General features: G+C 62.0%; 22 protein-coding genes. 10 read left to right on the plus strand and 12 right to left on the minus strand.

The window, feature by feature from the left end; all coding sequences use genetic code 11:
• Nucleotides 1–9: 9 nt before the first annotated feature.
• On the minus strand, nt 10–1,458 hold the full coding sequence (locus NLX68_RS09895) for a serine protease (protein WP_254283849.1): 1,449 nt from the start codon (nt 1,456–1,458) through the stop codon (nt 10–12).
• Between the two features lie 139 nt (nt 1,459–1,597).
• Between NLX68_RS09895 and NLX68_RS09900 the strand changes: the two genes are divergently transcribed.
• On the plus strand, nt 1,598–2,338 hold the full coding sequence (locus tag NLX68_RS09900) for an ABC transporter substrate-binding protein (protein WP_254283850.1): 741 nt from the start codon (nt 1,598–1,600) through the stop codon (nt 2,336–2,338).
• Here the strand turns inward: NLX68_RS09900 and NLX68_RS09905 are convergent.
• The 4 genes from NLX68_RS09905 to gpmI all read right to left on the minus strand — a co-directional run bounded on the left by NLX68_RS09905 (nt 2,329) and on the right by gpmI (nt 7,532).
• On the minus strand, nt 2,329–3,096 hold the full coding sequence (locus NLX68_RS09905) for a divergent polysaccharide deacetylase family protein (protein ID WP_254283851.1): 768 nt from the start codon (nt 3,094–3,096) through the stop codon (nt 2,329–2,331). The two genes, NLX68_RS09900 and NLX68_RS09905, sit on opposite strands and share 10 nt — an antisense overlap.
• Nucleotides 3,097–3,105: 9 nt before the next feature.
• Nucleotides 3,106–4,434 (minus strand): S41 family peptidase, encoded by a 1,329-nt coding sequence (locus NLX68_RS09910; RefSeq protein WP_254283852.1) that lies wholly within the window; start codon nt 4,432–4,434, stop codon nt 3,106–3,108.
• Between the two features lie 89 nt (nt 4,435–4,523).
• Complete coding sequence (locus NLX68_RS09915) at nt 4,524–5,810, minus strand: murein hydrolase activator EnvC (protein WP_254283853.1); 1,287 nt, start codon at nt 5,808–5,810, stop codon at nt 4,524–4,526.
• A gap of 192 nt (nt 5,811–6,002) precedes the next feature.
• A complete protein-coding gene (gene gpmI, locus NLX68_RS09920) occupies nt 6,003–7,532 on the minus strand; it encodes a 2,3-bisphosphoglycerate-independent phosphoglycerate mutase (protein ID WP_254283854.1) in 1,530 nt (509 codons plus the stop codon).
• 218 nt (nt 7,533–7,750) lie between these two features.
• Between gpmI and NLX68_RS09925 the strand changes: the two genes are divergently transcribed.
• From NLX68_RS09925 to secB, 3 genes are read left to right on the plus strand one after another with little or no spacing between them, the layout of a single operon-like run.
• The gene (locus NLX68_RS09925) at nt 7,751–8,167 is read left to right on the plus strand and encodes a rhodanese-like domain-containing protein (protein ID WP_010222286.1); all 417 of its coding nucleotides are present in this window, start codon (nt 7,751–7,753) and stop codon (nt 8,165–8,167) included.
• 1 nt (nt 8,168) lies between these two features.
• A complete protein-coding gene (gene grxC / locus NLX68_RS09930; RefSeq protein WP_010222287.1) occupies nt 8,169–8,423 on the plus strand; it encodes a glutaredoxin 3 in 255 nt (84 codons plus the stop codon).
• A 40-nt stretch (nt 8,424–8,463) separates the two neighbouring features.
• Nucleotides 8,464–8,955, plus strand: a complete 492-nt coding sequence (gene secB, locus NLX68_RS09935; protein ID WP_010222288.1) for a protein-export chaperone SecB — start codon at nt 8,464–8,466, stop codon at nt 8,953–8,955.
• A gap of 98 nt (nt 8,956–9,053) precedes the next feature.
• On the opposite strand, the gene NLX68_RS09940 is transcribed toward secB, so the two are convergent.
• Nucleotides 9,054–9,509, minus strand: coding sequence for a tRNA (cytidine(34)-2'-O)-methyltransferase (locus NLX68_RS09940; RefSeq protein WP_254283855.1), 456 nt, complete (start codon nt 9,507–9,509; stop codon nt 9,054–9,056).
• On the opposite strand from NLX68_RS09940, the gene NLX68_RS09945 reads away from it, so the two are divergent.
• On the plus strand, nt 9,508–9,945 hold the full coding sequence (locus NLX68_RS09945; protein ID WP_254283856.1) for a hypothetical protein: 438 nt from the start codon (nt 9,508–9,510) through the stop codon (nt 9,943–9,945). The two genes, NLX68_RS09940 and NLX68_RS09945, sit on opposite strands and share 2 nt — an antisense overlap.
• A gap of 306 nt (nt 9,946–10,251) precedes the next feature.
• Here NLX68_RS09945 and ntrC read toward each other — a convergent pair whose 3' ends face one another.
• The 4 genes from ntrC to glnA form a co-directional block, all read right to left on the minus strand.
• A complete protein-coding gene (gene ntrC, locus NLX68_RS09950; protein WP_254283857.1) occupies nt 10,252–11,688 on the minus strand; it encodes a nitrogen regulation protein NR(I) in 1,437 nt (478 codons plus the stop codon).
• Nucleotides 11,685–12,770, minus strand: a complete 1,086-nt coding sequence (gene glnL / locus NLX68_RS09955; RefSeq protein ID WP_010222296.1) for a nitrogen regulation protein NR(II) — start codon at nt 12,768–12,770, stop codon at nt 11,685–11,687. The genes ntrC and glnL overlap by 4 nt, the downstream gene beginning before the upstream one ends.
• Nucleotides 12,771–13,025: 255 nt before the next feature.
• The gene (locus NLX68_RS09960; protein WP_254283858.1) at nt 13,026–13,574 is read right to left on the minus strand and encodes a chorismate mutase; all 549 of its coding nucleotides are present in this window, start codon (nt 13,572–13,574) and stop codon (nt 13,026–13,028) included.
• 147 nt (nt 13,575–13,721) lie between these two features.
• Complete coding sequence (glnA, locus tag NLX68_RS09965; RefSeq protein WP_010222298.1) at nt 13,722–15,128, minus strand: glutamate--ammonia ligase; 1,407 nt, start codon at nt 15,126–15,128, stop codon at nt 13,722–13,724.
• A 330-nt stretch (nt 15,129–15,458) separates the two neighbouring features.
• Between glnA and thiI the strand changes: the two genes are divergently transcribed.
• Both thiI and typA read left to right on the plus strand, forming a co-directional pair.
• A complete protein-coding gene (thiI, locus tag NLX68_RS09970; RefSeq protein WP_010222299.1) occupies nt 15,459–16,913 on the plus strand; it encodes a tRNA uracil 4-sulfurtransferase ThiI in 1,455 nt (484 codons plus the stop codon).
• Nucleotides 16,914–17,041: 128 nt separating this feature from the next.
• Nucleotides 17,042–18,865, plus strand: coding sequence for a translational GTPase TypA (gene typA, locus NLX68_RS09975; protein WP_010222300.1), 1,824 nt, complete (start codon nt 17,042–17,044; stop codon nt 18,863–18,865).
• A 140-nt stretch (nt 18,866–19,005) separates the two neighbouring features.
• Here typA and NLX68_RS09980 read toward each other — a convergent pair whose 3' ends face one another.
• Complete coding sequence (locus NLX68_RS09980; RefSeq protein WP_036995432.1) at nt 19,006–19,413, minus strand: YkgJ family cysteine cluster protein; 408 nt, start codon at nt 19,411–19,413, stop codon at nt 19,006–19,008.
• Between the two features lie 199 nt (nt 19,414–19,612).
• On the opposite strand from NLX68_RS09980, the gene NLX68_RS09985 reads away from it, so the two are divergent.
• The 3 genes from NLX68_RS09985 (at nt 19,613) to NLX68_RS09995 (ending at nt 23,816) form a co-directional block, all read left to right on the plus strand.
• Nucleotides 19,613–22,063: a glycogen/starch/alpha-glucan phosphorylase gene (locus tag NLX68_RS09985; protein WP_254283859.1), complete on the plus strand. Its 2,451-nt coding sequence runs from the start codon at nt 19,613–19,615 to the stop codon at nt 22,061–22,063.
• Between the two features lie 142 nt (nt 22,064–22,205).
• Nucleotides 22,206–23,216 (plus strand): class 1 fructose-bisphosphatase, encoded by a 1,011-nt coding sequence (locus NLX68_RS09990; protein WP_010222303.1) that lies wholly within the window; start codon nt 22,206–22,208, stop codon nt 23,214–23,216.
• Between the two features lie 3 nt (nt 23,217–23,219).
• Nucleotides 23,220–23,816 carry a DUF924 family protein gene (locus NLX68_RS09995; protein ID WP_254283860.1) on the plus strand — a complete coding sequence of 199 codons (597 nt, stop codon included), beginning with the start codon at nt 23,220–23,222 and terminating at the stop codon, nt 23,814–23,816.
• Nucleotides 23,817–23,891: 75 nt separating this feature from the next.
• Here the strand turns inward: NLX68_RS09995 and NLX68_RS10000 are convergent, their stop codons facing one another.
• Nucleotides 23,892–25,784, minus strand: coding sequence for a methyl-accepting chemotaxis protein (locus NLX68_RS10000; protein WP_254283861.1), 1,893 nt, complete (start codon nt 25,782–25,784; stop codon nt 23,892–23,894).
• Nucleotides 25,785–25,948 lie beyond the last annotated feature (164 nt).

Below are 25,948 nucleotides of genomic sequence, written 5' to 3' on the forward strand. Positions count from 1 at the left end.
GGACGGCTGTCAGCCGGCGGCAGGGGCTGGCAGCAGGTCGGTGCGAACAGGCGAGCGTTGTTTGATGATGTCTTGCGAATAGGTACAGAGTTTTAGCGGGAGTTTGTTCGCCTTGAACACGATGGAGCGGTTACCGAAAAAAGTCGTGTAGCCCCGCTCATCGGCACAGTCGGTACTGGCAATCGGGCCGCGCTTTGCCCGATAGGTGTCCAGATGGGGTGGGTCGAGGGTCCAGGTGACTTTGATATCACCGGAGCGCCGAGGCTCGATCAGTACGGACGGTTCTGGTACCGGGGCTTGTTCGTACAGGTCAACGGCTACGCTCATGCTGTTCGCCATTAGCGCGCGCGTGGCCCATTGTTCAGGTGACTCGACGCCGACGATACACAGAAAGTGTCTCCCGGGCTCCGGGCCAACAGTATCTTCGATCTTGGCGCGTGGCCCAGGCAGGGTGTCGCTGTAATGAGCCGGGTTCTCGCATTGCAGGGCATCCCGGGTTGTCTTGTAACGGTAAAACTGCGTGTCGATGATAAATTCATAATTCCATGACGGTACCTGCGGGCTGCCGTCCTCAGCTGTAGCGATCTTGTGTACACGCTGGAATGCATTAGGATTTTGCTGCTCCAGCGCGAAGCCCGGCAGCAGGTCGCAACTGTCCAAGGTTAAGTCCGCTCGCCCGCCCATGCCGCAACGAAACAAGCGCGTAATAGGTACGCCATAGTTTTGCCCCTCTGACGCCGATGGTCTGTATGACCTGAATGAAGTGCTGTTGACCAGACCGACAATATTATTGTTGGTGCGGTTGAGGATGGGGCTGCCAGAGGCCCCGTCATCCATTCCCGCGCACTGATTACGCAGAATGTTGCGCCACACCCATGGGGGCTCGACATGGGCGTCGGCTTTTTGCATGGTGCAGGTGCTCAAGCGTAATCCAAGGCCGGGATTGATGGGGTCGCCGACCACCAGGATCGGGCTGCCAACGGGAGTGGGAGGGTCTATTTTCAGTGGTACGATGCCTGTTTCCATGACTGCCCTGAGTGGTGCGTCAAGCTCCACCAGCGCAAGGTCGACACCCTGGATACTGCTCCATACCAGACGCTTGAGGGCCACGACCTGGCGTTTGCTGGCAGTGTCGGCGAAGTAGTTGAAGGCTATGGTGCCGGTTATTGGCTGGTCATGAGCAATCGTGCCATTTTTTGCATTGGCGCAATGTCCGTTGGTAATTATGTAGGCTGGCCCGTTGTTGTCGGTCCAGAAGTCCCGGGTATCAATCAGGGTGCCGATACAACCGGCGGACATTCGGCCGATGCCGCTCCAGTGAGCGTTCTGGTTGTCGGCGTTGTTGAGGGTGACGGGGCCTGCCTGATCGGCCAGGCCTTGACCATAGTCCGCGGCGGTGGCCTGCAAAGCTAAACAGGCCAGTGCGGCAGCCAGGTAGTGACGGGAAAACGTGCGCATGGTGAACCTCCTTGTGTATGCCTGCGCAAGTGTTCACAAGCCGCACCACCGGTGCGTGGTACATAGATAGTGAGTGCCAGGCTGGACAGTCGCTGCAGGCCCCGGCACTCTTGGCGTTGCCAAGGAGCCCGGTGCCATCATGTTCAAGCGTCTTGTCCTGTTGCTGTGCAGCTGCCTGTCGTTCAGCTATCTCGCCCACGCGAGCGAACCTGTGGTGCTGCTCACCGAAAACTTCCCGCCCTACAACATGGCCATCAGCGGCAAGAGCTTCGCCCGCGACGATGGCATCAATGGCATTGCCGCCGACCTGGTACGCGAGATGTTCAAGCGCGCCGAGGTGCCCTACAGCATGACCCTGCGCTTCCCTTGGCAGCGGATCTACGAGCAGGCCCTGCAAACCCCCGGCTATGGCGTTTTCGTCATGGCTCGCCAGCCTGAGCGGGAAAAGCTGTTCAAGTGGGTCGGGCCGCTGGGGCCGGATGACTGGATTTTGCTGGCCCCCGAGGGCAGCCCGATTGCCTTGAGCAGCCTGCAGGAAGCCAAGCGTTATCGTATCGGGGCTTATAAAGGGGATGCGATTGCCGAATACCTGGTCAAGCAAGGCCTGAACCCGGTGTTGGTGCTGCGCGACCGCGACAACGCGAAAAAGCTGGTGAACGGCGAAATCGACCTGTGGGCCAGCGGCGACCCGGCCGGGCGTTACCTGGCGCGCCAGGTCGGGGTTAGCAAGCTCAAGACGGTGCTGCGTTTTCACGGTGCCGAGCTGTACCTGGCGCTCAACCGTGAAGTGCCGGACGAGGTAGTGAACAAGCTGCAGCAGGCGCTGGAGCAGATGCGCAGCGACGGCTTTGTCGAGGCAACCTTCGCCCGCTACTTGTAGATGCCGTCGCGCCCGTGGCCGGACATCGCGCGATTGCTGCGCTCGGTGATCATCTGCTGAATTTCTATCCACTCGACGCCCTGGGCCTTGAGCTTGGGCAGTTCGCGTTCGAGCACTTCCAGCGTCTGTGGATAAGGATGGCCGATCAGTACCGCCGTGCCTTGCTTGCGCGCCAGGGCGATGCCCTGTTGCAGCTGGCCGGCAATGGCTTCGGTGGTGCGCAGGTCATCGAGGAACACATCCCGCGACACGCTGGCCAGGCCGATGCTTTGTGCCGACTTGGCGGCCACCGTGGCGGCGCTGGTGCGGCTGTCGACAAAGAACAGGCCGCGGCGCTGCAATTCACCCATCAACCAGGCCATGGCCGCAGGCTCCGCGGTCATGCGGCTGCCCATGTGGTTGTTGATCCCGGCGGCGTAGGGCACTTTGTCGAGCGCCGCGTTCAATCGGCGCTCAAGCTCCGGCAAGGGTGTACCGGGGTGCCAGGCGTAAGGGCCGGTGGCCGGGTCCATGGGCATGTGCAGGATCACCGTCTTGCCGGCGCGATGGGCCTGGCGGGCAAACGCTGTGGCATGCGGGGTATCGGGCATGATCGCCAGGGTCACCGGGCCGGGCAGGGCCAGGGCGCGTGAGTCGCGCGCAGGGTTCTGCCCCAGGTCGTCGATGATCAGCGTCAGGTACGCCTTGCCCGTTTGAGCCGGCGCCGCCAGGGCAGCGCCGCTCATCAGGTACACCAGGGCCAGCAGCAGGTAACGCATCAGCTGGCCTTACTTGCCCTGGGTGATGCTCAGGCCCTTGAGCAGGCTCAGGGCCTGGCTGAGCTGGTAGTCATCATCCTGTGGGCGAGGCTTGGCGCCGCCGCCCTTGCCCGACGGACGGTCGGCGCCGCCGTTGCCGTTGCCCAGGTGGCCCTGCAGGTCGGCTTCCTTGAAGTTTTCGCCGTCCTGCTCGGCGGTGATCTTGGCGCGGCGCACCTCGATGTCCGGGACAATGCCCTGGGCCTGGATCGAGCGGCCATTGGGGGTGAAGTACAACGCCGTGGTGATCTTCAGTGCGCGGTCGTTATTCAGCGGCAGCACGGTTTGCACCGAGCCTTTGCCAAAGCTGTCGGTGCCCATCAGCACGCCACGCTTCTGGTCTTGCAGGGCGCCGGCGACAATTTCCGACGCCGAGGCACTGCCACCGTTGATCAGCACCACCAGGGGCACGCCTTCGCTGGCATCGGCCGGGTCGGCGGAGAAGCGCAGCTCGGAGTTGGCGATGCGGCCCTTGGTGTAGACGATCAGGCCCTTGGTGAGGAAGTGGTCGGCCACTTCCACTGCCGATTGCAGGACGCCGCCGGGGTTGTTGCGCAGGTCCAGCACCAGGCCACGCAGCTTCTTGCCGTTGTCCTTGCGCAGCTTGGCCAGGGCCTTGCCGACTTCCTCGCCGGTCTTGACCTGGAACTGGGTGATGCGGATGTAGCCGTAACCGTCTTCGAGCATCTGGCTCTTGACGCTCTTGACCTGGATGACCGCGCGGGCAAGGGTCACATCGAACGGGGTGCCGCCGTCGCGCACCAGGGTCAGGGTGATTTTCTCGCCCACCTTGCCGCGCATCTTGTCGACCGCTTCGGTCATGGTCTGGCCACGGGTCGGCTGGCCGTTGATCTTGACGATCAGGTCGCCCGCTTCGATACCGGCACGCGAGGCCGGGGTCTCGTCAATCGGCGAAACCACCTTGATGAAGCCGTCTTCCATGCCCACTTCGATGCCCAGGCCACCGAACTCACCGCTGGTGCTCTCTTGCAGCTCGAGGAAATCTTCCGGGCCGAGGTAGGCCGAGTGCGGATCAAGGTTGCTGAGCATGCCCTTGATGGCGTTTTCCAGCAGGGTCTTGTCGTCTACCGGTTCGACATAGGCGGCCTTGATGCGGTCCATGACCTCGGCGAAGGTGCGCAGTTCTTCCAGTGGCAACGGTGCCTTGGTCGACGGTGCCGAGACGGTCGTCGCTGGAATCGCGGCGGGCTTGGCCGGCTCGGCCGCAAGGGCCAGGGGCGCGCCGAGGACCATGGCGATGGTCAGGGCCAGCGAGGTGAGGCGAGGCGATTGCAGCATGTCGAACGAACTCCTGATCCTGGTAGCGCTCCGTAGAGCATCGGCGCAGCCCGAAGTTGCGCTGCGCCGTCAAAAAGGGGGTGTGTTGCCTATCCCTGGGCACGGCACCATTGTGCGGGGTCGCTGGGGCGGCCCTGCTGGCGGATGGCAAAATACAGCCCCGAGCTGTCTTGGCCGCCGCTGTTGCCGACGGTGGAGATGGCCTCACCGGCCTTGACCACGTCGCCGGCGCTCTTGAGCAGGCTCTGGTTATGGCCGTACAGGCTCAGGTAACCATTACCATGGTCGAGAATGACCAGAAGTCCAGCGCCGCGCAACCAGTCGGCAAATACCACCCGGCCGCCATGCACGGCGCGCACCTGGCTGCCAGGGGAGGCGCTGATCATCACGCCGTCCCACTTGGCCCGCGAGTCATCGCCACGGGTTTCGCCAAAGCGTGCCAGCAATCGACCATTGACCGGCCATGGAAGTTTTCCCTGTGCGGCAGAAAAAGCACCGCCGAAGGTTTCGCCGCTGCTGGAAACCAGTGGGCCAGGGATCGCCTTGGGCTTCTTCGGCGCCTCGCTGTTGTTGGCGGCCAGGGCTTCACGCTGGCGTTGCTTTTCCGCCTCCTGAGCGGCGAGCAGGGCCTTCTGCCGCGCTTCTTCGGCCTCGCGGGCCTGACGGGCGAGGGTTTCCTCGATGGTTTTGAGCACCTTGGTCAGGTCGGCCTGGTCCTGCTCGCGGGCCTGCAGCTTCTGGTCGCGGGCCTTGACGTCATTATTGAGCTTGGCCAGCACCTCTTTACGCTCGGCGCGGACTTTCTCCAGCTCCTGGCGCTGGCTGTCGAGGGTGCCTTGCTGGGCCAGCAACTGGGCCTGCTGCAGGCTGATGTCCTTTTCGACGTTGGCCAACTGGCGCAGGGTTTCGTTGAAATTGCGCAACTGGCTCAGGCGCGCCTGGCTCAGGTAATCGTAATAGGTCAGGGTGCGGGCGAATTTTTCCGGGTTCTGCTGGTTGAGCAGCAGTTTCAGGTATTCCTCGCGGCCATTCTGGTAGGCCGAACGGGCCTGGATGGCGATCAGTCGTTGCTGTTCAATGCGGGCGCTCTGGAGTTTTTTTTTCTCGGTATCAAGGCGCTCCAGTTCGCCTTCGGTCTTTTTTAGTTCGAGTTGCAGGGCCTCCACCTGCTTTTCCAGCTTGCCGATGTCGGTTTCGGTTGAGCGCAGGTCTTTCTGCACGCCGGATTTTTCCTCCTGCAACTTGCCAAGCATCTTTTTCAGCTCGGTAATGTCCTGGCGCGTGGCGTCCAGTTGTTGCTGGGTTTGCGCGCGCTCATCGGCGAAGGCCGGGCTGAGCAGGCAAGACAGGGCGAGTACGATCAGGGCGCGAAACATGGGGTGGGCGGCACCAGGCATAGAGACTGGCCTAGTATGCCCGCCATGGCCTGCAAAAAAAACGCCTCAAGGCAACTGCATTGAGGCGTTGGTCGGCTTTAGCTGCAAGCTACAAGCTAAAAGCGGCAAGCAAAGGCGGCTCAACCCTGCTGTTTCTTGCCGCTTGAAGCTTAAAGCTTGCAACTGGAGTCGTCAGATGAGAATCGACGAGCCTGTCATTTCTGCCGGCTTTTCCAGGCCCAGCAGTTTGAGCATGGTCGGCGCCACGTCGGCCAGCACGCCGCCTTCGCGGACCTGCAGCGGGCGCTTGCCTACATAGATGAACGGTACCGGCTCGGTGGTGTGCGCGGTGTGCGCCTGGCCGGTGCATTCGTCTTCCATTTGCTCGACGTTGCCGTGGTCGGCGGTGATCAGCGCTTCGCCGCCGACCTTGTCCAGCGCCTCGACGATGCGCCCGACGCACAGGTCCAGGGCTTCGACGGCCTTGACCGCAGCCTCGAACACGCCGCTGTGGCCGACCATGTCGCCGTTGGCGTAGTTGACCACGATCACGTCGTAACGCTGCTGCTCGATGGCTTCGATGATGCGGTCGGTGACTTCCGGCGCGCTCATTTCCGGCTGCAGGTCATAGGTGGCGACCTTTGGCGACGGGATGAGGATGCGTTCTTCGCCTTCGAAGGGCTCTTCACGGCCACCGGAGAAGAAGAAGGTGACGTGGGCGTATTTCTCGGTTTCGGCGATGCGCAGCTGGGTCTTGCCGTTTTTCGCCAGGTATTCGCCGAGCACGTTGTCCAGGCTGCCCGGGGCGAATGCGGCCGGGGCCGGGATTTTTGCCGAGTACTGGGTCAGGCCGATGTAGGCGGCAAGCTTGGGCAGGCGCGCGCGTGGGAACTCGTTGAATTCAGGCTCGACGAACACTCGCGACAGCTCGCGGGCGCGGTCGGCGCGAAAGTTCATGAAGACCACCGCGTCGCCGTCTTCGACCTTGACCGCTTCGCCAATGCGCGTGGCCTTGACGAATTCGTCGCTCTCGTCGCGGGCGTAGGCCGCTTCGAGGCCGGCCAGGGCGCTGTCGGCGCTGAATTCGGCGTTGCTGTCGACGATCAGGTTATAGGCGGCCGATACGCGGTCCCAGCGGTTGTCGCGGTCCATGGCGTAGTAGCGGCCGATCAGGCTGGCGATGCGGCCCTTGCCGAGTTTGGCGAAGCTGGCGTCGAGCAGCTCGATCGACGATTGCGCGCTTTTGGGCGGCGTGTCGCGGCCGTCGAGGAAGGCGTGCAGGTAGATTTTTTCGGCACCGCGCTGGGCGGCAAGCTCGGCCATGGCCACCAGGTGGTCCTGGTGGCTGTGCACGCCGCCATCGGAAAGCAGGCCAAGGATATGCACGGCCTTGCCGGCGCCGACAGCCTTGTCGACCGCGCCGCACAACACCGGGTTGTCGAAGAACTCGCCGTCCTTGATTGCCTTGGTCACCCGGGTGAAGTCCTGGTACACCACGCGGCCGGCGCCGAGGTTCATGTGGCCGACCTCGGAGTTACCCATTTGCCCGTCCGGCAGGCCGACATCCATGCCGGAACCGGAGATCAAGCCATGCGGCAGGGTAGCGCGCAGGCGATCGTAGACCGGCGTGTTGGCCGAGTAGATGGCGTTGTATTCGTGGCTTTCGCTGTGACCGAAACCATCCAGGATGATCAGGACCAAGGGTTTTGGCGTGCTCGTCATCAATCCCACACTCACGGTTGTTCAGATGATAAAGACACGCATTTTAGGGCAAATTTGCTACGAATGACGAATTAACCTTGCAGCCCCGCTGGCGCTGGCCGACGGGCTGTAGCGCGGCAATGAGAATTACTGGCGATAACCCTGCCCGGCGGGCTTTGGCCGACCTTGGGGGCTGTGTATACTGGCCAACATTTTTAATGGCCTGGAAACACCCTCCGATGGTTGCTCACCTGATTGAATTCGCAACAAATCACTATCTGCTGGTCGGTATCTTCGTCGTTCTGCTGGTTCTGCTGATCGTCACCGAAGCACGCAAGGGCGGCCGCAGCCTGAGCACTGGCGAGCTGACTGCACTGGTCAACGCCGACAAAGGCCTGGTGATCGACATCCGTTCGAGCAAGGACTACGCCGCCGGCCACATCGTTGGTGCCGTGAACATTCCCCAGGACAAGGTCGCCGCGCGCATCGGCGAGCTGGAAAAGCACAAGGCCAACAAGACCCTGATCATCGTCGACGCCATGGGCCAGCACGCCGGCACCACCGCGCGCGAACTGCTCAAGGCCGGCTTCACCGCTGCCAAGCTGTCAGGCGGCGTGTCGAGCTGGAAGGCCGATAACCTGCCGCTGGTGAAGTGACATGAGCAACGTCATCGTCTACTCCAGCGATTACTGCCCTTACTGCTCGCGGGCCAAGCACCTGCTCGCCAGCAAAGGCGTGGCCTTCGAAGAGATCAAGGTCGATGGCAAGCCTCAGGTGCGCGCCGAAATGAGCCAGAAGGCCGGGCGTACCTCGGTGCCGCAGATCTGGATCGGCGCCACCCACGTCGGCGGTTGCGACGACCTGTATGCCTTGGAGCGCGCCGGCAAGCTCGACGCGCTGCTCAAGGCCTGAATCAGAAACCCATTAAAGACTCTGGAAAGAAGGATCTGTCATGACTGATCAACAGAACAACGACGCCGCAGCCGCAGCCGACGACAACACTCCGCAGTTCTCCCTGCAGCGCATCTACGTGCGCGACCTGTCGTTCGAAGCGCCAAAAAGCCCGGCGATCTTCCGTCAGCAGTGGGAGCCGAGCGTCGCCCTGGACCTGAACACCAAGCAAAAAGGCCTGGAAGGCGACTTCCACGAGGTCGTGCTGACCCTGTCGGTGACCGTGAAGAACGGCGAAGAAGTGGCCTTCATCGCTGAAGTGCAACAAGCCGGTATCTTCCTGATCAAGAACCTCGACCCGGCGTCGATGAGCCACACCCTGGGCGCCTTCTGCCCGAACATCCTGTTCCCGTACGCCCGTGAAGCGCTGGACAGCCTGGTGACCCGTGGTTCGTTCCCGGCACTGATGCTCTCGCCGGTCAACTTCGACGCCCTGTACGCTCAGGAAATGCAACGCATGCAGGAAGCTGGCGAAGCCCCTTCGCTGCAATAAGCCTGTTGCGATGTAGCAAAAAGCGCCCCTCGGGGCGCTTTTTTCTTGGGGGTTATCGCGAACACTGTGGGAGCGGGCTTGACCCGCGAAAGGATCTCTCAGGCAAAACCTTGCTGGCGCCAGGCTTCGTACACCGTCACCGCCACCGTGTTGGACAGGTTCAGGCTGCGGCAGCCCGGACGCATCGGCAGGCGCAGGCGCTGCTCGGCGGGCAGGCTGTCCAGTACGTCGGCGGGAAGGCCACGGCTTTCCGGGCCGAACAGAAAGGCGTCACCCGGTTGGAAAGCGGTTTCGTGGTAAGGGTGCGAGGCTTTCGTGGTGAAGGCGAACAGCCGTGGCTGGCCTAGGCTTTCCAGGCAGCTGGGCAGGTCTGCATGGCGCTTGAGCGTGGCATACTCATGGTAGTCCAGACCGGCCCGGCGCAAGCGCTTGTCGTCCAGCTCGAAGCCGATCGGCTCGATCAGGTGCAGGTGGCAGCCGCTGTTGGCGCACAGTCTGATGATGTTGCCGGTATTCGGCGGAATCTCTGGTTGAAAGAGGATGACGTGAAACATGCACGGCTCCGAACATAAAGATGGCGAGCATTCTACTCCTGAACCGGACCCGCGTTCGCAGCTCTGGCCGCGCGTGCTGTTTTCCCTGGCGCTGTTCGGCATGCTGGTGGGGCTGATGATCGGTCGCCTGACCGCGCCCGAGCCGCGCGTGCTGGAGCAGGTCGAGGTGGTCGAGGCGGGCTTGAACCTGTGGTTCAACGAGGAACCCAAGCTGCACGGCGAAGAGGTCGAAGGCACCCTGGCCCTGCTGTTCGAGGCCGAGGGCAAGGCTGCCCGTGGTCAGTTGCAGTTGCAGGGTAAGCCTGTGAGCTGGCGGGTGCAGAGCAGTGATGGTGGCTTGCTCGTGACCCTGGTCGCGGCCCGCCCCCTGCACGGCGAATGGGCCGGTGCAGAGGAGGGCGGACGCTGGCGGGTGCAGGTGAAGCTGCGCGAATAAAAGAGGGGATTCCCCGGCCTGCCTGTACCAAGGCCCCCAAAACTGGAAGTACTCATACTAATGCAGAGTGTGTGCCAGTTTTGTTGCAGGGCGGGAAATGGTGGGTTTTGAGGGGGTAGGCAGGGATTTGCCGGGGATTTGTGCCTTCAGGCGGTGCACCGATAGCGGGGTCGGTGCATCAATGGGGCAAATTGCAATCTTGTGGGAGCTGGCTTGCCAGCGATGAGGTCAATGCAGTCTGTGCATTCTCTGCAGACCGGATGCGACCGCTTCGCGCTCGATCGCTGGCAAGCCAGCTCCCACAGGTCAGGCCTCGTCGTCACCGTCCTCATCACCGCCATCGACCTTCATCCCCAACTCCTTGATCTTGCGCGTCAGGGTGTTGCGGCCCCAGCCCAGCAGCACCGCGGCATCGCGGCGGCGGCCAGCGGTGTGCTTGAGCGCGGTCTCGATCATGATCCGCTCGAAGCTCGGCACGGCGCTGTCGAGCAGGCTTGACTGGCCACGGGCCAGGGCCTGGTCGGCCCACTGGCGCAAGGCCTGTTCCCAGTTGGTTACCGGCACTGTGTCTTGCGGCAGGTTGAGCAGCTCCGGCGGCAGGTCGCCGATATGCACTTCACGCCCCGAGGCCATTACCGTGATCCAGCGGCAAGTGTTCTCCAGCTGACGCACGTTGCCCGGCCACGGCAGGTTGCGGATGAACTCCTCGGTCTCGGCCTTGAGCAACTTGGGCTCCACCGCCAGCTCCTGGGCGGCGCGGCCGAGGAAGTGCCTGGCCAGGGTCGGGATATCCTCGCGACGATCGGCCAGGCGCGGGATGTGGATGCGGATCACGTTCAGGCGGTGAAACAGGTCTTCACGAAACTTGCCGGCTAGCACCAGGGTTTCCAGGTTCTGGTGGGTGGCGGCAATGATTCGCACATCGACCTTGACCGGCACATGCCCGCCCACCCGGTAGAACTCACCATCGGCCAGCACCCGCAGAAGGCGGGTCTGGGTGTCGGCCGGCATGTCGCCGATCTCGTCGAGGAACAGGGTGCCGCCATCGGCCTGCTCGAAGCGGCCGCGGCGCAGGTTGGCGGCACCGGTGAAGGCGCCTTTCTCGTGGCCGAACAGCTCCGACTCCATCAGGTCCTTGGGAATCGCCGCCATGTTCAAGGCGATGAACGGCGATGCCGCCCGCGGGCTGTGGCGGTGCAGGGCGTGGGCGACCAGCTCTTTACCGGTGCCGGACTCGCCATTGATCAGTACGGTGATATTGGAATGGCTCAGGCGGCCAATGGCGCGGAACACCTCCTGCATCGCCGGCGCTTCGCCGATGATCTCCGGGGTGCGGGTCAGGCTCGGTGCCACGTCCAGGCCCTGTTGCTCCTGGGCGTGCTGGTTGGCGCGCTTGACCAGCGATACCGCCTCGTCGACGTCGAACGGCTTGGGCAGGTACTCAAAGGCGCCGCCCTGATAGGACGCCACCGCGCTGTCCAGGTCGGAATGGGCGGTCATGATGATCACCGGCAGGCGCGGGTGCTGCTCGCGAATCTGCGCGAGCAAGTCCAGGCCGCTGGCGCCGGGCATGCGGATGTCGGAAATGATTACGTCCGGCTGCTGCCGGGCCAGGCGGCTCATGACCCCGTCGGCGCTGTCGAAGCTCTGGGTGGTCATGCCTTCCTGTTGCAGGGCTTTTTCCAGCACCCAGCGGATGGAACGATCATCGTCGACGATCCAGACAGTTTCACTTCGGCTCATGAGGCGGTGGCTCCTTGTTCCAGCGGCAGGAAGATCGAGAAGGTGGTGTGGCCAGGGTGGCTGTCACACTCGATCAGGCCCTGGTGCTGGCTGATGATGTTCTGGGTAATGGCCAGGCCCAGCCCGGTACCGTCCGGGCGACCGCTGACCATGGGGTAGAAGATGGTTTCCTGCAGTTCGGCAGGGATGCCGGGGCCGTTGTCGATGATCTCGATCCTGGCCACCAGGCGATGACGGGTGTGGCCAATGGTGAACTGGCGCATGGCCCGGCTGCGCAGGCTGATGCGGCCCAGGCGCAGCTCGTTCTGGCCGCTGATGGCCTGCATGGCGTTGCGCACGATGTTGAGCACCGCCTGGATCATCTGCTCGCGGTCGATCAGCACGTCCGGCAGGCTCGGGTCGTAGTCGCGCACCAGGGTGATACCGCCCTGGCTTTCGGCTTCGACCAGGCTGCAGACCCGCTCCAGCACCTCATGGATGTTGGTCAGGGCCAGCGATGGCAGCTTGTTCGAGCCGAGCATGCGGTCGACCAGGTTGCGCAGGCGATCGGCCTCTTCAATGATCACATTGGTGTAATCCTTCAGGCCATCTTCGGGCAGCTCGCGGGCCAGCAGCTGGGCGGCGCCGCGGATACCGCCGAGCGGGTTCTTGATCTCGTGGGCCAGGCCGCGCACCAGCATCTTGGTGGTTTCCTGCTTGGACAGCTGGGCCTCTTCCTTGGTGATGCGCAGCAAGCGGTCGCGCGGGTGCACTTCAAGCAGCAGCAGGGTCGCGCCCTTGCTGAGGATCGGGGTCACCGCGTAGTCGACGGTCTGGGTCTGGCCGGTCAGCGAGGTCAGTTGGGCTTCACGCTTGGTAAAGGGGTGTGCGTGTTCCACCGCCTGGCGCAGGGAATTCAGCGCTTCGGGCGATTCGGTGAACAGTTCGCTGATGAATTGCCCATGGCTGCGCTGGCCACTGATGGCCAGGAGCATTTCCGCCGCCGGGTTCATGTACTCAAGACGCAGGTCGGCGTCGAGCAGGATGGTGGCGGTGGTCAGGTTGTCCAGTAGCAGTCGGTGCAGTGCATCGCTGATGGTCATGGGGCGTCGTTGACCTCTTTTGGCTCTACAACCTCGGCCTGGGCCCAAGTCGCGGTCGCTGGTAATCCGCTGGTACAAAGAAAATGCAAAAAGCAAACCAAGGCTCCGAAAAGAAGCGGAATTTCCGGATTAAGACCTGTATTTGCGCGAAATATGGTTAAAAAGTCCTGAGTGGGCGCTTTTCGTGAACCAAAATGGGCTGAGTTGCTCAGGTGCAGGCAAATGCATGCACCAATATAGAGCATAGAGGAAGGATTACTGCGACGAGCATAAATGCGTGGTGGCGCGGATCAGGGCCAGGGACTGCTGCGGATCTTTGCCCAGTTGACCGATGGCCTGGGCGAGGGTCGCCTGGCATTGCGCCGGGCGGTTGCGATCAAACGCTGCCAGTTGGCTCAGCAGTGTGCGTTGCAGGCGATCCAGTTGCGGACGCAATTGGCTGCCCAGATCGACCCGTGGCGTTTGTGGTGCGCTGCCGGCGGCATGCCAGCGCGACAGTGCGCGGTACTGGAGCAGCTTGTTGGCTTCGATCTGGTCGGCGAAGAACACGGCTGCCCGGTGCTCGTCCACACCAAAGCGCACCGCCTGGCTCCGGGCATTGGCGATGACCTGCTGCTCACGTTCGGGCGCTTCTACAGGCTGGCCCGAGTCCCATTTGTTCAGGGCGACATCGTCGGCGATATCCAGGCGTTGATTCACGCTATCGAGCAAGCGCGACAGGGCAACTGGCGGTGCGGGTGTCGAGGCGCACCCTTGCAGGAGCAAGGTTGGCGCCAGCAGCAGGGCGAACAGGGGCGTACGCATGGCGAGGGTCCGGAGCGGCAAAAGAGCAGTGTGCAGCTTTTTGGCCTTTTTTCCTGTCGGCCAATGCGCATAAGAATGTCAGAAAAACAAAAGGCCTCCCGAAGGAGGCCTCTCTAGCGCTACGCCGCTTGCGCGAGCGTCACTGGCTTAGCAGCTGTAGTACAGCTCGTATTCCAGTGGGTGTACGAAGGTGCGGACCTTGATTTCTTCTTCGCTTTTCAGCGCGATGTAGGCATCGATGAAGTCGTCGGAGAACACGCCGCCCTTGGTCAGGAACGCACGGCCCTTGTCCAGCTCTTCCAGGGCTTCTTTCAGGCTGCCGCAGACCTGCGGGATCTCTTTCGCCTCTTCAGGCGGCAGGTCGTACAGGTTCTTGTCGGCGGCATCGCCTGGGTGGATCTTGTTCTGGATACCGTCCAGGCCGGCCATCATCAGTGCCGCGAAGCACAGGTACGGGTTGGCAGCCGGGTCCGGGAAGCGCGCTTCGATACGGCGGGCTTTCGGGCTGGAAACGTACGGGATACGGATCGAGGCGGAACGGTTGCGGGCCGAGTAGGCCAGCATGACCGGTGCTTCGAAGCCTGGTACCAGACGCTTGTAGGAGTTGGTGGCCGGGTTGGTGAAGCCGTTCAGGGCCTTACCGTGCTTGATGATACCGCCGATGAAGTACAGGGCGGTGTCGGACAGGCCGGCATAGCCTTCGCCGGAGAAGGTGTTCTTGCCATCTTTGGAGATGGACATGTGCACGTGCATGCCCGAGCCGTTGTCGCCGTACAGTGGCTTCGGCATGAAGGTCGCGGTGCGACCGTAGGCGTCGGCAACGTTGTGCACGCAGTATTTCAGGGTCTGAACTTCGTCAGCCTTCTTCACCAGGGTGTTGAACTGCACGCCGATTTCGTTCTGGCCGGCAGTTGCCACTTCGTGGTGGTGTACTTCGATGACCAGGCCCATTTCTTCCATGGCGTTGCACATGGCAGTACGGATTTCGTGGTCGTGGTCGAACGGAGGTACTGGGAAGTAGCCGCCTTTGACGCCTGGACGGTGGCCCTTGTTGCCGCCTTCGACGTCCTGGTCGGACATCCACGAGCCTTGCTCGGAGTAGATCTTGAACATCGAGCCGGAAATGTCGGACTTGAACTTCACTTCGTCGAAGATGAAGAACTCAGGCTCTGGGCCGACGAAGACGGTGTCACCGATACCGGTGGTCTTCAGGTACTCTTCGGCGCGGCGGGCGATGGCGCGTGGGTCGCGGTCATAGCCTTGCATGGTCGACGGTTCGATGATGTCGCAGACCAGGATCAGGGTCGGCTCTTCGGTGAACGGGTCGAGCACGGCGGAGGCGTCGTCCGGCATCAGGATCATGTCGGAAGCTTCGATGCCTTTCCAGCCAGCGATGGAGGAACCGTCGAACATCTTGCCGGCTTCGAAGAAATCTTCATCCAGCGCATCACGAGCTGGCATGGTCACGTGGTGCTGAGTGCCTTTGGTGTCAGTGAAGCGCAGATCAATCCATTTAACGTCATGATCTTTGATGAGTTGAACCGACTTCGACATAGTGTCCTCCGGGTGGGGTAGAGCTTGCCTGTGCAGCCCTTTAATTTGGGTGATGCCGGGCGCGAATAGTCGGCCAAGGCAACCTGCCTCACAAGGGAGCAAATTGCATGCCAGTGCCCCGAGTTGGGATTTTTGCCCCAAACCCAAGCGTTTTCGGCCGATTTTGCAATTTCGCGGCTTTTTTCTGCACTTTAAAGATGCGCTAAACGGACATGGTGCATCATTTTGGTGCGAGGAAAACCTTCTGTACAAAAGTTGCTCAAAGCTTGAGCAATTTCCGCTATAATCCGCGCCCCACTTTTTTAGTCGGCACCTCGCGCGCTGTTTTTCATGAAACTAATCGTAAAAGTCTTCCCAGAGATCACCATCAAGAGCCGGCCGGTTCGCAAGCGCTTCATCCGTCAACTGGCCCGCAACATCCGCACCGTGCTCAAGGACCTCGATCCTGCGCTCGCGGTTAACGGTGTCTGGGATAACCTCGAAGTGATCACTCACATCGAGGACGAGAAAGTCCTGCGCGAGATGACCGAGCGTCTGACCTGCATGCCGGGCATCGCCCACTTCCTGCAGGTCGACGAATACCCGCTGGGTGATTTCGACGACATCGTCGCCAAGTGCAAGCAGCACTTCGGTCACCTGCTGGCCGGCAAGCGCTTTGCCGTACGCTGCAAGCGCGGCGGCCACCACGACTTCAGCTCGATGGACGTCGACCGCTACGTCGGCAGCCAGCTGCGCCAGCAGTGCGGCGCCGCCGGTATCGACCTGCGTACGCCGGAAGTCGAGGTGCGCATCGAGGTGCGCGACAAGCGCCTGTACGTCATTCACAACCAGCACAAAGGCATCGGCGGTTACCCGCTGGGCGCGCTGGAGCAGACCCTGGTGCTGATGTCCGGTGGCTTCGACTCCACCGTCGCGGCCTACCAGATGATGCGCCGTGGCCTGATGACCCACTTCTGCTTCTTCAACCTTGGCGGCCGTGCCCACGAGTTGGGGGTGATGGAAGTCGCCCACTACCTGTGGAAGAAGTACGGCAGCAGCCAGCGCGTGCTGTTCGTCAGCGTGCCGTTCGAAGAAGTGGTTGGCGAGATCCTCGGCAAGGTCGACAACAGCTACATGGGCGTGACCCTCAAGCGCATGATGCTGCGCGCGGCGACCAACATCGCCGACCGTCTGGAAATCGACGCCCTGGTGACCGGTGAAGCCATCTCCCAGGTGTCGAGCCAGACCTTGCCGAACCTCGCGGTGATCGATTCGGCCACCGAGAAACTGGTGTTGCGCCCCTTGCTCGCCAGCCACAAGCAGGACATCATCGACCAGGCCCAGCAGATCGGCACCGCCGAGTTTGCCAAACACATGCCTGAATACTGCGGCGTGATCTCGGTGAACCCGACCACCTGCGCCAAGCGTCATCGCCTCGACCATGAAGAGAAGCAGTTCGACATGGCGGTGCTCGAGCGCGCCCTGGAACGCGCCCGGCTGATCTCCATCGACCACGTGATCGATGAACTCAGCGAAGATATCCAGATCGAAGAAGTCAGCCAGGCGCTGGCCGGGCAGGTGGTGATCGACATTCGTCACCCTGATGCCCAGGAAGACCAGCCCCTGGAACTGGACGGCATCGAGGTCAAGGCCTTGCCGTTCTACGCCCTGAACAGTCGCTTCAAGGAGCTGGATGCCACGCGCCAGTACCTGCTGTATTGCGACAAGGGAGTAATGAGTCGCCTGCATGCCCATCATCTGCTCAGTGAGGGACATGCCAATGTGCGCGTTTATCGTCCGACATAAGACGCCGGGGCTATATGGCGGGAGCATCCGCCATCGCCCTCCCGACCACCGGGCCGTTTGAGCGCCATTCATTCATATTCGCCGCCTAGACTGGGCGGCAACCCGAATCCTCTGATCGAGATACACACGTGATCGAAAATCTGCGTAACATCGCCATCATCGCCCACGTTGACCATGGTAAAACCACCCTGGTCGACAAACTCCTGCGTCAGTCCGGCACCCTGGAGCGTAACGAGCTCAACGACGAGCGCGTCATGGACTCCAACGACCAGGAAAAAGAGCGCGGTATTACCATTCTGGCGAAAAACACCGCCATCAACTGGAACGGCTACCACATCAACATCGTCGACACCCCCGGCCACGCCGACTTCGGTGGCGAGGTTGAGCGTGTAATGTCGATGGTTGACTCCGTACTGCTGCTGGTCGACGCCCAAGACGGCCCTATGCCGCAAACCCGTTTCGTGACCAAGAAGGCTTTCGAAGCCGGCCTGCGTCCAATCGTGGTGATCAACAAGGTCGACCGTCCAGGCGCGCGTCCTGACTGGGTTCTGGACCAGATCTTCGACCTGTTCGACAACCTCGGTGCCACCGAAGAACAGCTGGACTTCAAAGTCGTCTACGCCTCGGCCCTGAACGGTATTGCCGGTCTGGACCACACCGAAATGGCCGAAGACATGACTCCGCTGTACCAGTCGATCGTCGACAACGTACCAGCGCCGGCTGTTGACCGTGACGGCCCGTTCCAGATGCAGATCTCGGCGCTGGACTACAACAGCTTCCTCGGTGTTATCGGCGTTGGCCGTATCGCCCGTGGCCGCGTCAAGCCGAACACCCCGGTTGTCGCCATCGACACCGACGGCAAGAAGCGCAACGGTCGTATCCTCAAGCTGATGGGTCACCACGGCCTGCACCGCGTTGACGTTGAAGAAGCCCAGGCTGGCGACATCGTCTGCATCAGCGGTTTCGACGAGCTGTTCATCTCCGACACCCTGTGCTCCCCGGACGCAGTTGAAGCGATGAAGCCGCTGACCGTTGACGAGCCAACCGTTTCGATGACCTTCCAGGTCAACGACTCGCCGTTCTGCGGTAAAGAAGGCAAGTTCGTGACTTCCCGCAACATCAAGGAACGTCTGGACAAAGAGCTGCTGTACAACGTTGCACTGCGCGTTGAAGAAGGCGACTCGGCTGACAAGTTCAAGGTATCCGGCCGTGGTGAGCTGCACCTGTCGGTTCTGATCGAAACCATGCGTCGCGAAGGCTTCGAAATGGGTGTTGGTCGTCCGGAAGTGATCATCCGTGAAGTCGACGGCGCCAAGCACGAGCCGTTCGAGAACGTCACCATCGACATCCCTGAAGATTCCCAGGGCAAGGTCATGGAAGAAATGGGTCTGCGTAAAGGCGACCTGACCAACATGGTTCCGGATGGCAAGGGCCGTGTACGCCTGGAATACAACATTCCAGCCCGTGGTCTGATCGGTTTCCGTAACCAGTTCCTGACCCTGACCAACGGTGCAGGCATCCTGACCTCGATCTTCGACCGTTACGCTCCGATGAAGTCCGGCCACATGTCCGGCCGTCAGAACGGCGTACTGGTTTCGGTTGAAACCGGCAAGGCCCTGACCTACTCCCTGGAAACCCTGCAGGCGCGCGGCAAGCTGTTCGTCGAGCACGGCCAGGAGATCTACAACGGTCAGATCGTTGGTCTGAACAGCCGTGACAACGACCTGGGCGTCAACCCTACCAAGGGCAAGAAGCTCGACAACATGCGTGCTTCGGGTAAAGACGAAACCATCGCCCTGGTTCCACCTGTTCGCTTCACCCTGGAACAGGCTCTGGAATTCATCCAGGACGACGAGCTGTGCGAAGTGACTCCTAAGTCGATCCGTCTGCGCAAGAAGATCCTCGACGAAGGCGAGCGTACCCGCGCTGCCAAGAAAGCCAAGGCTAACTAAGCTCGGCTGAAATAAAAAACGCCCCCGGCCGCAAGGCCGGGGGCGTTTTTGTTTGTCTGGAGAAAAATCAATCGCGGGGCAAGCCCGCTCCTACAGGGTTATGCACAATCCTGTAGGAGCGGGCTTGCCCCGCGATGCTGTCAGCGGCGCGCCGCTGGCTTGGGGATGTAGGCGCAATAACCCGGCCGCGGGCCGATCCTTGGATGGTTGCGACAGGTGTCCGGGCGTGTGTCATAAATGGTGCACAGGCGGCTCTTACGATCCAGGTACAGGCAGTCGTCGTTGCTCATCTGCGCCAGGGTGAATATCCCCGACTTCTGGTTGAAGCGCTGGATGATCCCGTCTTTCTGCAAACGCTTGGCAATGTTCTTCGGCGGCTCGCCCACCTCGAACTCATCCACCACGCCCATGCGGATCAGGTCTTTGATTTTCACTTCCGTCGGCAAGGTGCAGCAGGTCGAGTTGCAGCCTCCGCACATATGGCTTTGGTACTTCTGCCAGGTTTCCAGGCGGTCGACTTCGGCGGCGGCAATCAGGGTCGGTTTCATCAGGTTCTGGTTTTAGATGTTCGGGTGGGCGCGCGATCATACCGGAGTTGGTCAAAATGTGAACAACCATTTGCCGGTTCCGCCCGCCATCGCCGCTGTTTTTACGCAGAAACTCCAGAACCTGCGCTTCCGCTCTGTGTCGAACGGTCTAGGCTGAGAAATCTCCATCCGCATTCGTCAACTTGCCCGAGGACGTCGCATGTCTCAGGAACCGCTCGCTCGTGACGCAGAGGTGGCCGCTTTTCGCACCGCTGTGCTGGATAAATTGACCTACGCGGTCGGCAAGGACCCGGAGCACGCCTTCGACCACGACTGGTTCGAAGCCATTGCCCTGGCGGCCCGGGATCACATGGTCGATCACTGGATGGACCACACCCGGCAGATCTACCGCAAAAGCCAGAAGCGGGTGTATTACCTGTCGCTGGAGTTTCTTATCGGCCGCCTGCTGTACGACAGCCTGAGCAACCTGGGCCTGCTGGATGTCGCCCGTGAGGCGCTGGGCGGGCTCAACGTTGACCTTGAGCGCATCCGCCTGCTTGAGCCCGATGCGGCCCTGGGCAACGGTGGCCTGGGGCGCCTGGCGGCCTGTTTCATGGAGAGCATGTCGACCCTTGGCATCGCCGCCCACGGTTATGGCATTCGTTACGAGCACGGCCTGTTCCGCCAGGCGGTGGTCGATGGCTGGCAGCAGGAACAGACCGAGAACTGGCTGGATTTCGGCAACCCCTGGGAGTTCGAGCGGGCCGAGGTGATCTACCCGATCAGCTTCGGCGGCAGCGTCGAAACCGTGCACGACGCCGGTGGCCAGCAGCGCCAGGTATGGTGGCCGGCCGAGACCGTGCGGGCGGTGGCCTACGACACGCCGGTGGTCGGCTGGCGCGGCGCCAGCGTCAACACCTTGCGCTTGTGGCGGGCGCGGGCGCTGGAAGAGCTGCACCTGGAGCGTTTCAATGCCGGTGACCACCTGGGCGCCGTCGCCGAAGTGGCGCGGGCTGAAAGTATCTCGCGGGTGCTGTACCCGGCCGACAGTACCGAGGCCGGCCAGGAGCTGCGCCTGCGCCAGGAGTATTTCTTCGTCTCGGCCTCGCTGCAGGACCTGCTGCGCCGACACCTGAACATGCACGACAGCCTGCTCAACCTGTCGCAGCAGGCGGCGATCCAGCTCAACGACACCCATCCTTCGATCGCGGTCGCCGAGCTGATGCGCCTATTGGTCGACCAGCACGAAGTGCCTTGGGACACGGCCTGGCAACTGACCGTCGAGACCCTGGCCTACACCAACCACACATTGCTGCCCGAAGCCCTGGAAACCTGGCCGGTGGGCCTGATGGAGCGCATGCTGCCGCGGCACATGCAAATCATCTACCTGATCAACGCCTTTCATATCGACGCCTTGCGCGCCAAGGGCATCCATGATTTCGACGTGCTGCGCGCGGTGTCGCTGATCGAGGAAGACAACGGCCGCCGGGTGCGCATGGGCAACCTGGCGTTCCTTGGCTCGCACAGCGTCAACGGCGTATCGGCGCTGCACAGCAAGCTGATGCGCAGCACGGTATTCGCCGAGCTGCACAAGCTCTACCCGGAGCGAATCAACAACAAGACCAACGGCATTACCTTCCGTCGTTGGCTGTTCCAGACCAACCCGCAGCTGACCGGGATGCTGGTCGAGGCGCTGGGCGCCGACGTGCTCGATGACCCGCAAGGGCGTCTGCGCGACCTTGATCCCTTCGCCGACAAAGCGTCGTTCTGCAAGCAATTCGCCGCCCAGCGCCTGCACAGCAAGAAGGCCCTGGCCAACTTGATCCAGGAGCGCCTGGGCATCACCCTCAATCCCGAGGCGATGTTCGATGTGCAGGTCAAACGGATCCACGAGTACAAGCGCCAGCTGCTCAACCTGCTGCACACGGTGGCCCTGTACCAGGCCATCCGCGCCGAGCCTGGCACCGGCTGGGCGCCACGGGTGAAGATCTTCGCCGGCAAGGCAGCGGCCAGCTACCACCAGGCCAAGCTGATCATCAAGCTGACCAACGACATCGCCAAGGTGGTCAACAACGACCCGACCGTGCGCGGCCTGCTCAAGGTGGTGTTTTTGCCCAACTACAACGTCAGCCTGGCCGAGAGCATCATCCCGGCGGCCGACCTTTCCGAGCAGATTTCTACCGCTGGCTATGAGGCGTCCGGCACCAGCAACATGAAGTTCGGCCTTAACGGCGCGCTGACCATCGGCACCCTGGACGGCGCCAACGTCGAGATGTGCGAGCAGGTCGGCGTTGAGAACATGTTCATCTTCGGCCTGACCTCCCAGCAGGTGGAGGCGCGCAAGCGCAGCGGCGACTTTGGCGCCAGTGCCGCGATCGGCGCCTCTCATCGGCTCAACGACGTGCTTCAGGCCATTCGCGGCGGGGTGTTTTCACCTGATGACCCGGGTCGCTATGTCGGTCTGGTCGACTCGCTGGTGGCCTATGATCGCTTCCTGGTGTGCGCCGATTTCGACGCCTACTGGGACGCGCAATTGCGCGTCGAAGCGCTCTGGCACGAGCCCAGGCAGTGGTGGCGCATGGCGGTGCTCAACACCGCGCGCATGGGCTGGTTCTCCTCGGACCGGACCATCCGCGAGTACGCCACCGACATCTGGAGAGCGCTTGGCTAAGCTGCAAAGGTCGGCCCGGGGGTGGTGAACTCTCGGGCCGATGTGCCGTCTGATCGGCCAAGCGTGTCTGATTGCTCGCTAGCGCTTCACTCTCCCTGTAAACTGCGTGGGTTTTTATTACCCCCTTCCTTCGGAGCCTTACATGTCCCGCGTTACCCTGAGTCGCTATTTGATTGAGCAGACCCGCAGCAACAGTACCCCTGCCGATCTGCGCTTCCTGATCGAAGTGGTGGCGCGTGCGTGCAAGGAAATCAGCCACAACGTCTCCAAAGGCGCGCTGGGCGGCGTTCTGGGCAGCATGGGCACCGAAAACGTGCAGGGCGAAGTCCAGAAGAAACTGGACGTGATCTCCAACGACATCCTGCTCGAAGCCAACGAGTGGGGCGGTCACCTGGCCGGCATGGCCTCCGAAGAGATGGACAACGCCTACCAGATCCCGGGCAAATACCCGAAAGGTGCCTACCTGCTGGTATTCGACCCGCTGGACGGTTCGTCGAACATCGACGTCAACGTTTCGGTCGGTACCATCTTCTCGGTACTGCGCTGCCCGAACGAATACCTGAGCCAGAACGAAAGCCTCAACGAGCAGGCCTTCCTGCAGCCGGGTACCAAGCAGGTTGCCGCCGGTTACGCGATCTACGGCCCGCAGACCATGCTGATCCTGACCCTGGGCAACGGCGTCAAGGGCTTCACCCTGGACCGCGAGCTGGGCAGCTTCGTGCTGACCCACGAGAACATCCAGGTGCCGGAAACCACCGCCGAGTTCGCCATCAACATGTCCAACCAGCGCCACTGGGAAGCACCGGTGACCCGCTACGTGGGCGAGCTGCTGGCCGGTGAGACCGGTCCGCTGAAAAAGAACTACAACATGCGCTGGATCGCCTCGATGGTTGCCGATGTGCACCGCATCCTCACTCGTGGCGGCCTGTTCATGTACCCGCGCGACGCGCGCGAGCCGTCCAAGCCGGGCAAGCTGCGCCTGATGTACGAAGCCAACCCGATGTCCTTCATCATCGAACAGGCCGGCGGTGCTTCCACCGACGGTCACCAGCGCATCCTCGACATCCAGCCGGATAGCCTGCACCAGCGCGTGGCAGTGTTCCTCGGCTCCAAGCAGGAAGTCGAGCGCGTTACCGGTTATCACAAGGAGTAAATCATGCTCGCACCTTGGCAGCCGTTGCTGGAGTGGTGGTTTGGCTGGGGCACCAGCCCCCAGGCCGTGGCTGACGAGAAGGGCACCTTGTGGTTCGGCAAGCACCACGACGAGGAAGCGCGCGAGCGCTTCGGCGAGCTGGTCGAGCAGGCGCTGGCCGGCGGCCTCGATGAGTGGCTGCAAAGCCCACAGGGCTGGCTGGGCCTGGTGCTGTTGCTCGATCAGTTGCCGCGCATGATCCACCGCGACACGCCGCGCGCCTTCGATGGCGACCGGCGCGCCCAGGTACTGGTGATGCAGGGCCTGGACAAGGCCTGGGATTACCAGCTGCTGCCGATCCAGCGGGTGTTCATCCTGCTGGTGCTGGAGCATGCCGAGGTGCTGGACTGGCAGAACATCAGCGTCGAGCGTTACCAGTTGCTGCTCGATGCCCAGCCGGATGCCGATCGGCGCTTGTTCGAAGGTTTCCTCGACTACGCCGAGCAGCACCAGCGGGTGATTGCCCGCTTTGGTCGCTTCCCGCACCGTAATCTGCTGCTGAATCGGCCGAGTACCGATGAAGAGATGGATTTTCTGCTGGAGCCGGGCTCAAGGTTTTGAGTTGAGCTCAATCGCGGGTCAAGCCCGCTCCCACATACTCTGTGGGAGCGGACTTGCCCCGCGATCAGCTTCAGATCAGATCCTGAAACTCCCCACCAGCTGCTTCAACCGATTGGCCTGATTCTCCAGGTCATTGCAGGCGCGCAAGGTTGCCTGCAGGTTCTCTACCCCTTCCTGATTCAGCGTATTGATCTCGGTGATGTCGACATTGATCGACTCGACCACGGCGGTCTGCTCTTCGGTGGCGGTGGCCACCGACTGGTTCATGCCGTCGATCTCGCCGATGCGCTGGGTCACGCTGCCCAGCCGCTCACCGGCCTGGTTGGCGATGCCGACGCTGTGCTGGCTGTGGCTCTGGCTTTCGGTCATGGTGCTGACCGCCACCTGGGCGCCGGCCTGCAGCTCTTCAATGATGCGCTGAACCTGCTGCGCCGAATCCTGGGTGCGGTGGGCGAGGTTACGGACCTCGTCCGCCACCACGGCGAATCCACGCCCGGCTTCACCGGCGCGGGCCGCTTCAATGGCGGCGTTGAGCGCCAACAGGTTGGTTTGCTGGGAAATACCGCTGATCACTTCAAGAATCTGGCCGATGTTCACCGTGTTGGCATTGAGCGTCTCGATGTTGCCGCACGAGTCGCTGATCTTCGCCGACAGTTGGTTCATCACCTCGATGGTCTGCTCGACCACCTGCTGGCCTTGTTCGGCCAGGTTGCGCGCGTCGCTGGAATGCTGCGAGGCGAGGGCGGCGTTCTGGGCGATTTCCTGGGCGGCGGCGCCGAGCTGGTTGATCGCCGCAGCGACGCTGCTGGTGCGGCTCGACTGCTGGTCGGCGTTGTGGATCGAGGCGTTGGAGGCACTGACCACGCGCAGCGCCACTTCATTGACCTGGCCGGTGGCCGAGGCCACTTCGCGGATCGACTCGTGGATGCGCTCGACAAAACGGTTGAACGATTGGCCGAGGCTGCCGAATTCGTCCTGGCCATGGATGCGCAGGCGCCGGGTCAGGTCGCCTTCGCCTTCGGCGATGTCATGCATGGCCCGGCCCATCACGTGCAGTGGCTCCATCAGCACGCGAATCAGCACGCCAAGCAGGGCGATGATGATCAGCACCGCGATCACCGTGGCGACCACCGCCGAGGTGCGCAGTTCGCTGAGCGTGGCAAAGGCAAAGTCCTGGTCGAGCACCAGTGCCACGTACCAGTCAGCCGAAGGCACGCCGTTGACCTTGGTGAAGGTGATGAACTGCTTGTGCCCGTCCAGTTCGGCTTCTTTCAGGCCGCTGCCGACCTGCGGGGCGCCTTGCGGGTAGGCGTCGCTGAGGTTTTTCAGGACCAGGTCGGCTTGCGGGTGCACGAGGATCTTGCCCGCGCCGTTGACGATGAAGGCCTGGCCGTGGCCGTCGAAGTTCAGGGCGTTGATGATCGCGCTGATGCTGTCCAGGTCGGTGTCGACGCCATTGACCCCGATCATCCGGCCCTGATGCTGTACCGGGGTGGCGAGGGTAATCACCAATTTGTTCGCTGAAACAGAAATGTACGGCTCGGTGACGATGGTCTGGCCGGCGCCGGTGGCAGCCTTGTACCAACCGCGCACTCTCGGGTCGTAGTCAGCGGCGCGGTTGCCCAGCGGTACCGATTGCATGTAGCCGTCCTGGCCGCCGAAGTAGGTCAGCAGAAAGTTGCTGCCGTACACCGGCAGGCTCAGGCTGCGGGTCAGGCTGTCCTTGCTGGCGCCATCGATGGCGACCTGCTGGGACAGTGATTGCAACAGTTGCATGCGGCTTTGCAGCCAGGTCTGGATGTTGCTGCTGGTCAGGCTGCCGAGCTCCTGCATCGAGGCTTCGGTATTGCTGCGCAGGGTCTGGCGCTGGCGGTAATCGTTGAACAAGATGAAACAGGTGAAGGCGACAGCGACCACCAGGGCGGCGGCGAGCAGAATCTTGTGGCTGAACTTCAGGTTTTTTGTCATTGCGAGGTCTGTCTGCACAAGGCGGGGTCAACGGATGGGGCGCGGCAAACGCTCGCAGCGCCTTCCTGTGTCGTCCGTTCTGGGCAAAAGATTAATCACAGAACTCACCAGTCGACCAATGGCGGGGCTTTGGCGCCAACAAAACCGGGACGCTCGGGAACCGG

Origin of the sequence: Pseudomonas sp. SBB6, from assembly GCF_024213215.1 — a bacterium.
Lineage (GTDB): Bacteria > Pseudomonadota > Gammaproteobacteria > Pseudomonadales > Pseudomonadaceae > Aquipseudomonas > Aquipseudomonas donghuensis.